Here is a 9,294-nt window from a genome sequence, read left to right on the forward strand (position 1 = left end):
CTGCTCACGCACCTACCCGGCCGACTTGACGATCTCGTCGATCGCGTAGGGCAGGGACAGCAGGGTGCTCTGCGAGATGGCCGCGCCGACCGCCGGGCCCTCGCTGTCCAGCAGGTACGACACCTTGCCGTCCTTGACCGCGGAGAGGTTGGTGAAGAGCTCGAACTTCTTCAGCGCCTCCTGGTCGGCCTTGTCGTTGATGACGAAGATGCGGTCGACGTCGATGAGGTCGATGCGCTCGGGGGACAGCGTCGTGAAGAACTTGCCGCCGGCGATCTTGTCGATCTCCGTGGCGCCCTTGAAGCCGATGCCGGTCACGACCTGCCCGCGCACGTCGGTGGTGGTGAACGGCGCGACCGAGTTCTTGTACCAGGACAGGACGACGGCGGTCTGGCTCGCGAACTCGGGGTGCGCCTTGCGGGCGGCGTCGAGCTTGGCCTGGATGTCGGCGACCATCTTCTTGCCCTCGGCCTCCTTGCCGAGGGCCTTGGCGATGTGCACCGCGTTGTCCTGCCACGGCGCGCTGAACGGCTCCTTCTCGGCCTTCGTCCGCGCGACCGTCGGGGCGATCTTGGAGAGCTTGTCGTAGGCGGCCTGGTCGATCTCGGAGTAGACCGCGATGATCAGGTCCGGCCGCAGCGCGGCGATCTTCTCGAAGTTCGGGCCGGAGTCGCCGTTGTTCATGACGACCTCGGGACGGGCGTCGCCCCACGCGTCCTTCACCCAGGGCCACTGGGTGTTGATGTCGGGGCTCGTGCCGGGCGGGTTCGGGTACTGGTCGACCATGCCGACCGGCTTGGTGCCGAGCGCGAGGATGGCCTGGTCGTCGGTGTAGCCGACGGAGACGACCCGCTGCGGGGCCTTGGCGACCTCCGTGGACCCGAACGCGTGCTCCACGGTGACCGGGAACACGCCGCCCGCCGCGGCCGGGGCGTCGCCGGCCGCCTCGTCGCCGGAGCCGGAACCGCATCCCGCGAGGAGTCCGGCGCCGAGGATCGCGGCGGACAGTATCGCCGCCCACCGCCGCCAGAATCCGGTGGGTCGCGTCGATTGCAGGGGCATGCGAAATCCTCGCTTTTGTGCTGTCCGCTACTGCCCGGTAAGGGCGGCCTTACCCTAGCACGATCAAATAAGGTTAGGCTAACCTAACGGACCGATTCCGGCTGGTCGTCCAGTTCCGGGCGGACGTGGGCGCGGCCGATCGGCACGATGAGCGGCCGGTCCCCCACCGGGTCGTCGATCACCTCGGCGCGCAGCCCGAACGCCTCGCGCAGCAGCTCGGCGGTGATCACGTCGCGCGGATGACCCTGCGCGAGGATCGAGCCCGCCCGCATCACGACGAGGTTGTCGCTGTAGCGCGTGGCGAGGTTGAGGTCGTGCAGCACCATGACGACGGTGCGGCCCGACTCGTGCAGGTCGTCCACCAGGTCGAGGACGTCGATCGCGTACGCGAGGTCCAGGTAGGTGGTCGGCTCGTCCAGCAGCAGCAGGTCGGTGCCCTGGGCCAGGATCATCGAGATCCAGACGCGCTGCCGCTGCCCGCCGGACAGCGTGTCGACCGGACGGGCGGCCAGGTCCTCCACCCCGGTCATGGCGAGCGCCCGCTCCACGACGTCGGCGTCGTCCGACGACCACTGCCGCAGCCAGCCCTGGTGCGGATGGCGGCCCCGGGCGACGAGGTCGGCGACCGTCAGCCCCTCCGGCGCGACCGGCGCCTGCGGCAGCAGGCCGAGCTTCTTCGCCACGTCCCTGGTCCTCAGCCCGGCGATGTCGGCGCCGTCCAGAACGACCGTGCCCGCGGCCGGCCTGAGCAGCCGCGACAGGGTCCGCAGCAGCGTCGACTTCCCGCAGCCGTTGGGGCCGATGATCGTGGTGATCACCCCGGACGGGATCTCCACGTCGAGCCCGTCGATGACCGCCCGGCCGCCGTAGCCGACCGCGACGCCCCGGGCGGCGAGCCGCGCCCCGCCCTCGATCACCGCGCTCCCGGCGGTCCGCCTCCGCTTCACCATCACGCCACCCGTCTCAGGTTCGCCCGCACCAGCAGATAGACAAGGAAGGGCCCGCCGATCGCGGCGGTCACCACGCCGACCGGGAGGCCGACCGGGAGCACCGTCCGCGCCACCAGGTCCGCGCCGATCAGCAGCAGCGCGCCGAGCAGGCCGGAGGCCGCCAGCGGCGGCGTCGCGCACCGCGCCAGCCGCATCGCCGCCTGCGGCGCCACCAGCGCGACGAACGGGACCGGGCCCGCCGCGCTCACCGCCGCCCCGGCCAGCAGCACCGCGCACAGCAGCATCACCGCCCGCACCAGCGAGTACCGGACGCCGAGGCCCGCGGCGACCTCGTCGCCGAAGTGCAGCGGCCTGAACTGGAACGCGGCACCCGCCACGACGACCAGCAGGACGAGCGTGCACCCGAGCGCCACCTTCACCTCGGCCCACCCCCGTCCGTCCAGCGAGCCGATCAGCCACGCCTGGGCCCGCGCCACGTCGGTGATGTCGGCCGTGACCAGCAGCCACGTCGTGAGCGCCTGCATCAGCGCGCTCACCGAGATGCCGATGAGGATGAGCCGGAACCCGTCGATCCCGCGCCGCCACGCCAGCAGGTAGACGAGCAGGCCGGTGCCGAGGCCGCCCGCGAGCGCCGCCGCGGGCACGCCCACCGAGCCGGCGACCGCCGCGCCGGCCCCGCTTGACACCGTCAGCAGCAGCACCGCGACCGCGCCGGCGCCCTGGGTGATCCCGAGGACGTCCGGGCTGGCCAGCGGGTTGCGGGCGATGGACTGCGTGATCGCCCCCGAGGTCCCGAGCGCGACGCCCACCACGAGCCCGGCCAGGGCGCGCGGCAGCCGCAGATCCATGATCACGAACTCGTCGACCCGCTCGCCGCGGCCCGCCAGCGTGGCGATCACGCGCGGCAGGGCGATCGGGAAGTCCCCGGCGCCGATGGACAGGCAGAACACCAGGAAGGCCGCCGCCGCCAGCAGCAGCGTGACCAGCAGGGGCCAGGGCCGCCACGGGAACGACACCCCGCCGAGCCGCACACCCGGCGCCACCCGGCGCACGTCCGTCCCGCTCATACGCCCTTCAGCTTCCCGCGCCACACCAGGGCCGCGAAGAACGGGGCGCCGACCAGGGCGACGACGATGCCCGCCTCCAGCTCGCCCGGCCGGACGACCACGCGGCCGACGATGTCGCAGGCCAGGAGGACGACCGCGCCGAGCAGCCCCGCGTACGGCACCAGCCAGCGGTAGTCCGGCCCGGTCAGGTGGCGGGCCACGTGGGCCACCATGAGCCCGATGAACGCGATGGGGCCGCACGCGGCCGTCGCCGCGCCCGCCAGCAGGGTGATCGCGACGACGACGGCCGTCCGGCTCACCGCGATGTTCACCCCCATCGCCCGCGCGACGTCGTCGCCCAGGTTGAGCAGGTTGACGGCGGGCAGCGCGGCCAGCGCCAGCGCCAGCCCGGCCGCGACGAACGCCGCCACCGGCCAGATGACGCCGAACCCCACGCCGGCCACCGAGCCCGCGTTCCAGAACCGCAGCGCGTTCAGCGACTGCCGGTCCGACAGCGCGATCGCCGTGGTCATCGCCGCCAGGAAGACGGTGACGCCCTGCCCGGCCAGCGCGAGCGTCAGCGGATCGCCGGCCCCGCGCCCGATGCTCGCCAGCCCGAACACGACGGCCCCGGCGGCCGCCGCCCCGAGGAACGCGAACCAGACGTACTGGAACGGGTTGGTGAGCCCGAGCACCGCGACCGCCGTCACCACGGCGAACGAGGCGCCGGAGTTCACCCCCAGCAGTCCCGTGTCGGCGATCGGGTTGCGCGTGGCCCCCTGGATCAGGGCGCCGCCGACCCCGAGGGCGATGCCCGCCACGATCGCGAGCACCGTCCGGGGCAGCCGCACGGTCTGCACGATGAGCCTGATCTCGGTGAGCCGCTGGTCGGGGCCCGGCGACGCGAACAGCCCGTCCCAGACCTCGGCGGGGCTCAGCGCCCGCGCGCCGACGGCCAGCGATCCCGCCGCGGCGCCCGCGAGCAGCACCGCGAGCACGGCCAGCCCGGCGATCCGCCGCCTGCGCGCCGCCGCGACCCCGGCCGCGGGACCGGCCACGGGCCGCTTCACCGTGACCACGCTCATCCGCGCGGGCCGAGTCCGGCTAGCACCACTTTCCTCCGAAATCAAAGATCGATTAAGGAAAGCCTAACCTAAGCCTCAACGGCGGAGCGCGGACGGCCCCGGGAACCGCCGGTGGTCCAGGACGCCCATCGCTACGTGGTGGGGGTGCGGGCTACCAGGAGGGCCACGTCGTCCTCGTTGGGGCCGTCACCGGTCATGAGGCGGACGACGGTGGAGCAGAAGTCGTCCAGGGGCGGCTCTGCACGGGACAGGCCGGCGCGGGCCAGGGCGCCGGCCAGGCGGCCGATGCCCGCCTCGATGTCGGACTCGCGGGTCTCGATGAGGCCGTCGGTGTAGAGCGCGATGAGGCTGCCCTCGGCGAGGTCGACGGTGAGGGGCCGGTACGCGCCGAGGCCGAGGCCGATCGGCGTGCCCTCGGGCGGGCGGGGGAAGCTCACCCCGCCGCCCGGCTCGACGATCGCGGGCGGCGGATGGCCCGCCGCGGCCACGGTGCACCGCCGGGAGGCCGCGTCGTAGACGGCGTAGACGCAGGTGGCGCCGGTGATGTCGTAGGCCGTCCCGTCCTCGGCCGCCTGCCGGACGACCAGTTCGTCGAGCCGGGCGAGCACCCGGTCGGGCGGCAGGTCCAGGTAGGCGAGGGTGCGGACGGCGGTGCGGAGCCGTCCCATCGTCGCCGCCGCGTTGATGCCGTGCCCGGTGACGTCCCCGACGACGAGGGCGACCCGGCCGCCGTCCAGCGGGATCGCGTCGAACCAGTCGCCGCCGACGCCGGCGTGCATGTCGGAGGGCACGTACCGGGAGGCGACCTCGACGGCCCCGCCGCCCGCCAGGTTGCGCGGCAGCAGGTTGCGCTGGAGGGCGAGGGCGGCGGCGTGCTCGCGGGTGTACTGGCGCGCGTTGTCGAGGCTCAGTGCGGCGCGGGCGCCGAGCTCCTCGGCGAGGACGAGGTCGTCCCTGGTGAACGGCGTCCGGTTGTCGGTGCGGACGAACACGGTGACGCCGAGGGTGTCGCCGCGGGCCCGCAGCGGGACGATGATCAGCGTGTGCATGCCGGTGGCGTGGATGACTCCGGCCCGGTCCGGGTCCTGGTCGAGCCAGCGGCCGGGCGAGGTGTCGAGCACGGGCTCGAAATGGGAGCGCCCGGTGGCCAGGACCTCCATGAAGGGCGACGACGGAGGCACGAACACCGGTTCCCCGATCGGCCACAGCGACTCGGGGACGCCGTCGTGGATCGAGGCCACGCCCGCGCGGCGGAACACCGGGACGCTCGCCTCCGTCGCCGTCAGCCGCTCCAGGGGCTCGGCGTCCGGCAGGACGGACTCGGCGAGGTCGACGGTGACGTAGTCGGCGAGGACCGGTACGGCGAGGTCCGCCATCTCCTGCGCGGTCCGCCGCACGTCGAGCGTGGTGCCGATGCGGGTGCTGGCCTCGCGCAGCAGGGCGAGGCGGCGGCGGGCGCGGCTGTGGCTGATGTCCAGCGCCATCGAGCAGACGCCGAGCGGCCGGCCGTCGGCGCCGTCGAGGCGGAAGTGCGAGATGGAGAGAGTGAAGTCGGCGCGGCCGTCCGGCGACGTCCGGTGGACCTCCTCGTCGAACAGCGGGACGCCGTCGGCGAGCACCTTGCGGAGCGCCGCCCGCGCCGGGCCGGTGTCGATGCCCGGCGGGGGTTCGGTGAGCACGCTCCCGACCCGGTAGTGGGGGAAGGCGGGCAGCAGGCGCTCGGTCGCGGCGTTCGCCCAGACGCAGCGCAGGTCGGTGTCCCAGATGAGCATGGCGATGGGAGTGCGGCTCATCAGCGGTTCGAGCACCGAGCCCACCGGCTCGGGCGCGGCGTCCGCCGCCGTCATGGCCACCGACCAGGAGTGCGGCGCCCCCGGGCCGTGCAGCCGGACGACGTCGGCGCGCACGAGGACCACGCCGCCGTCGCGCCGCCGTGCCTCCAGCAGGCCCGACCAGTGGTCCCGGCCGCCGAACCTGTCCGCCCAGTCCGACGGGCCCGCGGGCGCTCGCGCGAACGGGCGGGCACCGCCGCCGGGGTCGGCGCCCCGGTAGCCGAGGAGGTCCTGCGCCGCCCGCGTCCAGCCGGTCACGGCGCCGTCCCGGCCGACCGTGACGACGGCCGGCGGACGTTCCGCCTGTTCGTCCCGATTGCTGTCGGATGCGGCCATCGCGTGGCCTCCGTCCCTACCCCCGATGAACCCCGTTCCCAGGGTTATGCACGGCGGGCCCCGCTGTATGCGCGGCCGGGACGGTCAGCCGGGGACCTTCTGCGCGTGCGGCCGGACGTGGTGGCGGCCGATGGGCAGCATCAGCGGCCGCCCGGAGACCGGGTCCTCGATGATGCGGCTGTCGAGGTCGAAGACCGCCCGGACGACCTCCTCGGTGAGGACCTCGGCGGGCCCGCCGCAGGCGTGCAGCCGGCCGCCGGCGAGGGCGATGAGGTGGTCGGCGTACCGGGCGGCGAGGTTCAGGTCGTGCAGGACCATCACGATGGTGGTGCCGCGGGTGCGGTTCAGGTCGGTCAGCAGGTCGAGGACGTCGACCTGGTGGCTGGCGTCGAGGAAGGTGGTGGGCTCGTCCAGCAGGAGCAGGTCGGTCTCCTGGGCCAGCGCCATGGCGATCCAGACCCGCTGGCGCTGCCCGCCGGACAGCTCGTCGACGCTGCGGTCGGCGAGGTCGGTGGTCCGGGTCGCCTCCAGGGCGGCGGCCACGGCGGCGTCGTCCGCGGCGTTCCACCGGGAGAAGATCCCCTGGTGGGGGTGGCGGCCGCGGCAGACGAGGTCGAGGACGGTGATGCCGTCGGGCGCGACCGGCGACTGCGGCAGCAGCCCGAGCGTGCGGGCCAGTTCCCTGGCGGGCATGCGGTGCACCTCCCTGCCGTCCAGGACGACGCGCCCGGCGCGCGGCGCGAGCAGCCGGGACAGGGAGCGCAGCAGCGTCGACTTCCCGCAGGCGTTGGCGCCGACGATGGCGGTGACCTCGCCGGCCGGGACGGCCAGGTCGAGGGACTCGATGACGGAGCGGTCGCCGTACCCGAGCGTGAGGCGCTCGGCGGCGAGGGAGTGGGACGTGGTCACAGCGAGCCTCCGGACCGGTGCGTGCGGACGATCAGGTAGACGAGGTAGGGCGCGCCGAGGACGCCGGTGACGACGCCGACCGGGTAGCGGGTGTCGAACGCGAACTGGCCGGTGAAGTCGGCGACGAGGACGAGCAGCGCGCCGACGAGCCCGGCCGGGACGAGCAGGGAGCCGCCGGTGCCGAGCAGCCGCGCCGCGATGGGGCCGGACAGGAACGCCACGAACGCGATCGGCCCGGACGCCGCGGTGGCGAAGGCGATCAGCCCGGCGGCGGCGACGAGCACGGCGATGCGGGTGCGCTCGACCCGGACGCCGAGCGCGGACGCCGTGTCGTCCCCGAGCTGCATCGCCGACAGGTCGCGCGCGAGGAACAGCAGGGCGGGCCCGAGGACGGCGAGCGCGGCGAGGGCCGGCAGCACCTGCGTCCAGGTGGCGCCGTTGAGGCTGCCGGCCAGCCAGCGGCCGGCCTCCTGCTGGTCCCACTCGGCGGCCCGGGACAGCACGTAGGAGATGACGCTGTCGCCGATCGCGGCGACCCCGATGCCGATCAGGACGAGCCGGGTGCCGGCCACGCCGTCCCGGAACGCCAGCACGTACATCAGCAGGGCGACGCCGATCGCGGCGACGATCGCGAAGACCGACACCTGCGTCCCGCCGAGGGAGAACACGATGATCGCGATGGACGCGGCGGCGCCCGCCCCCGAGCTGATGCCGATGATGTCGGGGCTCGCGAGGGGGTTGCGCAGCATCGTCTGGAAGGTCACGCCGGCCAGCCCGAAGGAGAATCCGGCGACGACGGCGAGGACGGCCCGCGGCAGCCGCAGCCGCCCGACCGTGAAGGACGCCCCCGGCACCTGCTCGCCGAGCACGACGCGGACCACGTCGCCGGGCGGATAGAAGGTGTGCCCGGCCATCAGCGTCACGGCGAACGCGGCGGCGGCGAGCGCCGCCAGCGTCAGCACGACGAGGCGGCGCCGGGCGGCGCGCCGGCGGCGGCCGCGGGCGACGAGCACCGCCGCGGGCGGGGCGGCTGGTGAGACGGCGGGTGAGACGGCGGGCGGGGCGGCGGTCACAGCTCACGCACCTTCTGCCGGCGGACGATCTGGATGAAGAACGGCGCGCCGATCAGGGCCGTCACGATGCCGACCTCGATGTCGGAGGGGCGCGCCACCACGCGGCCGACGACGTCGGCGGCGGTGAGCAGCGCCGCGCCGGTGAGCGCGGTGAACGGCAGCAGCCAGCGGTGGTCCACGCCGGCGAGCAGCCGGCATGCGTGCGGGACGAGGAGCCCGACGAACGCGATCGGCCCGGCGACGGCCGTGGCCGCGCCGCAGAGGATGACGGCGCCGAGGGCGGCGGTGCCCCGGATGAGGGCGACGCGCTCGCCGAGCCCGGCCGCGATCTCGTCGCCGAGGGCGAGCGAGTTCAGCGCCCGCGCGCACAGCAGGCAGATGGCGCAGCCGGCGGCGAGGAACGGCAGCACCTGCCCGATCCGCTCGTAGGACGCGCCGCCGACCCCGCCGACCTGCCAGAGCCGGAAGCCCCCGGCGATGTCGTTGCGCGGCAGGACGACGGCGCTGACCAGGGACGCGAAGGCCGCCGAGGTGGCGGCTCCGGCGAGGGCGAGCTTGAACGGGGTCGCCCCGCCGCGTCCGAGGGACCCGACGGTGTAGACGAACACGGCCGACGCGGCGGCGCCCGCCATCGCGACCCAGATGTACCCGGTCGGGGACGTGAGCCCGAAGAACGCGACGGCGGTGACGACGGCCAGCGACGCGCCCATGTTGACCCCGAGGATGCCGGGGTCGGCGAGCGGGTTGCGGGTGACGCCCTGCATGACGCAGCCGGAGAGGCCGAGCGCGGCGCCGATCACCACCGCGAGCAGGGTGCGCGGGATCCGCTTGGCGACCGCGGCCTCTTCGAGGGTGCCGTCGGCGCCGCCGAGCGCGGCCCACACGTCCGACCAGGCGACGTCGCGCGACCCGAACGCGACGGAGACCACCATGAGCACGGCCAGCACCAGGACCGTGGCCAGCAGCCACAGCAGGCGGACGCGGGGCGGGGCCCGCCCCAC

Annotated in this window: 8 protein-coding genes; all 8 read right to left on the reverse strand. The window is 74.5% G+C overall.

Annotation, left to right across the window (positions count from 1 at the left end):
- Positions 1–12: 12 nt before the first annotated feature.
- A complete protein-coding gene (locus tag ABZ806_RS09910; protein WP_500216490.1) occupies positions 13–1,062 on the reverse strand; it encodes an iron-siderophore ABC transporter substrate-binding protein in 1,050 nt (349 codons plus the stop codon).
- Positions 1,063–1,145: 83 nt separating this feature from the next.
- The gene (locus ABZ806_RS09915; RefSeq protein ID WP_500216491.1) at positions 1,146–2,012 is read right to left on the reverse strand and encodes an ABC transporter ATP-binding protein; all 867 of its coding nucleotides are present in this window, start codon (positions 2,010–2,012) and stop codon (positions 1,146–1,148) included.
- Positions 2,012–3,079: a FecCD family ABC transporter permease gene (locus tag ABZ806_RS09920; protein WP_500216492.1), complete on the reverse strand. Its 1,068-nt coding sequence runs from the start codon at positions 3,077–3,079 to the stop codon at positions 2,012–2,014. The genes ABZ806_RS09915 and ABZ806_RS09920 overlap by 1 nt, the downstream gene beginning before the upstream one ends.
- Positions 3,076–4,128: a FecCD family ABC transporter permease gene (locus ABZ806_RS09925; protein WP_500216493.1), complete on the reverse strand. Its 1,053-nt coding sequence runs from the start codon at positions 4,126–4,128 to the stop codon at positions 3,076–3,078. Before ABZ806_RS09925 ends, ABZ806_RS09920 begins: the two co-directional genes overlap by 4 nt.
- Positions 4,129–4,274: 146 nt before the next feature.
- Positions 4,275–6,311 carry a SpoIIE family protein phosphatase gene (locus tag ABZ806_RS09930; protein ID WP_500216494.1) on the reverse strand — a complete coding sequence of 679 codons (2,037 nt, stop codon included), beginning with the start codon at positions 6,309–6,311 and terminating at the stop codon, positions 4,275–4,277.
- 84 nt (positions 6,312–6,395) lie between these two features.
- Positions 6,396–7,220, reverse strand: a complete 825-nt coding sequence (locus tag ABZ806_RS09935; RefSeq protein ID WP_500216495.1) for an ABC transporter ATP-binding protein — start codon at positions 7,218–7,220, stop codon at positions 6,396–6,398.
- Positions 7,217–8,293 carry a FecCD family ABC transporter permease gene (locus ABZ806_RS09940; protein ID WP_500216496.1) on the reverse strand — a complete coding sequence of 359 codons (1,077 nt, stop codon included), beginning with the start codon at positions 8,291–8,293 and terminating at the stop codon, positions 7,217–7,219. Before ABZ806_RS09940 ends, ABZ806_RS09935 begins: the two co-directional genes overlap by 4 nt.
- Positions 8,290–9,294 (reverse strand): FecCD family ABC transporter permease (locus ABZ806_RS09945; protein ID WP_500216497.1); only part of this gene is annotated, 1,005 nt, incomplete at its 5' end. The genes ABZ806_RS09945 and ABZ806_RS09940, both read right to left, overlap by 4 nt.

Origin of the sequence: Spirillospora sp. NPDC047418 (genome assembly GCF_040643275.1) — a bacterium.
Lineage (GTDB): Bacteria > Actinomycetota > Actinomycetes > Streptosporangiales > Streptosporangiaceae > Spirillospora.